Origin of the sequence: Streptomyces sp. NPDC057654 (genome assembly GCF_042800135.1) — a bacterium.
Lineage (GTDB): Bacteria > Actinomycetota > Actinomycetes > Streptomycetales > Streptomycetaceae > Streptomyces.
Genome location: NZ_JBHVHQ010001296.1, coordinates 1 through 1,628 on the forward strand (window position 1 = coordinate 1; position 1,628 = coordinate 1,628).

General features: G+C 74.6%; 2 protein-coding genes. Both read left to right on the top strand.

The genetic code is table 11. The features are described 5' to 3' along the window. A partial coding sequence (locus ACFU99_RS42990) for a G5 domain-containing protein (protein ID WP_384404051.1) occupies window positions 1-768 on the top strand: 768 nt, incomplete at its 5' end. Next, window positions 765-1,628 (top strand): 16S rRNA (adenine(1518)-N(6)/adenine(1519)-N(6))-dimethyltransferase RsmA (rsmA, locus tag ACFU99_RS42995; RefSeq protein ID WP_384404054.1); only part of this gene is annotated, 864 nt, incomplete at its 3' end. The genes ACFU99_RS42990 and rsmA, both read left to right, overlap by 4 nt.

Consider the following 1,628-nt stretch of genomic DNA (forward strand, 5'->3'; position numbering starts at 1 on the left):
GCGCTGCGCCAGCTCGGCGTGCGCGCCGAGGGCGCCCACCTCTCCGTCGCCGCCTCGCGCTCCATCGCCCGCGGCGGCCTCGACCTGGCCGTACGCACCGAACGCACCGTCACCTTCATGGCCGACGGCCGCGAACACACCGTCGCCACCAACGCCGCGACCGTCCGCGAGGCCGTCGCGGCGGCCGGCATCGCCCTGCACGGCCAGGACTCCACCTCCGTGGCCCCCGACAGCTTCCCCCGCGACGGCCAGACCATCTCCGTCATGCGCATCACCGGCGGCGAGGAGGCGCACGAGGAACCCATCCCCTTTCGCACCGAGCGCCACGACGACCCGACGCTCTTCCAGGGCACCGAGACCGTCGAGGCCGCCGGCCGGCCGGGCGTGCGGCGCGTCACCTACGCGCTGCGGACCGTCAACGGCGTCAAGCAGAAACCGAGAAAGATCCGGACGGAGACCGTCCGCGAGCCCCGCGCCCAGATCGTGCGGGTCGGCACGAAACCCCAGCCCACCGGGGTCGCCGGGGCCGACGGCCTGAACTGGGACGGCCTCGCCCGGTGCGAGGCGGGCGGACGGCCGAACGCCGTGGACCCGTCCGGCACCTACGGCGGGCTCTACCAGTTCGACACCCGCACCTGGCACACCCTCGGCGGCAGCGGACGCCCGCAGGACGCACCGGCCGGAGAGCAGACCTTCCGGGCCAAGAAGCTGTACGTCAGCCGGGGGGCGAGTCCGTGGCCCGTCTGCGGCCGTAAACTCCAGGGGTGAGTTCCAGCCCCGCCACAGACGATCCCGGCCCCCTCCTGGGCCCCGCCGACATCCGCGAACTGGCCGCGGCGCTCGGCGTGCGCCCGACCAAGCAGCGCGGCCAGAACTTCGTCATCGACGCCAACACCGTCCGCCGGATCGTCCGGACCGCCGACGTCCGGCCCGACGACGTCGTCGTCGAGGTCGGCCCCGGCCTCGGGTCCCTGACCCTGGCGCTGCTGGAGGCCGCCGACCGGGTCACCGCCGTCGAGATCGACGACGTGCTGGCCGCGGCGCTGCCCACGACGGTCGCGGCGAGGCTCCCCGAGCGCGCCGACCGCTTCGAGCTCGTCCACTCCGACGCGATGCGCGTCACCGAACTGCCCGGCCCCGCGCCGACCGCGCTGGTCGCCAACCTCCCCTACAACGTCGCCGTGCCGGTGCTGCTGCACATGCTCGCGGCGTTCCCGACCATCGAGCGGACCCTCGTCATGGTCCAGGCCGAGGTCGCCGACCGGCTCGCCGCGCAGCCCGGCTCCAAGGTGTACGGCGTGCCGTCCGTCAAGGCTGCCTGGTACGCCGACGTCAAGCGCGCCGGGTCCATCGGCCGCAACGTCTTCTGGCCCGCCCCCAACGTCGACTCCGGCCTCGTCTCCCTGGTCCGCCGCGCCGAACCGATCAAGACCACCGCCGCCAAGCGCGACGTCTTCGCCGTCGTCGACGCCGCCTTCGCCCAGCGCCGCAAGACCCTGCGCGCCGCCCTGTCCGGCTGGGCCGGCTCCGCCGCCGCGGCCGAGGCCGCGCTGACCGCCGCGGGCGTCTCCCCGCAGGCCCGCGGCGAATCCCTCACCGTCGAGGAGTTCATCGCCATCGCCGAACAG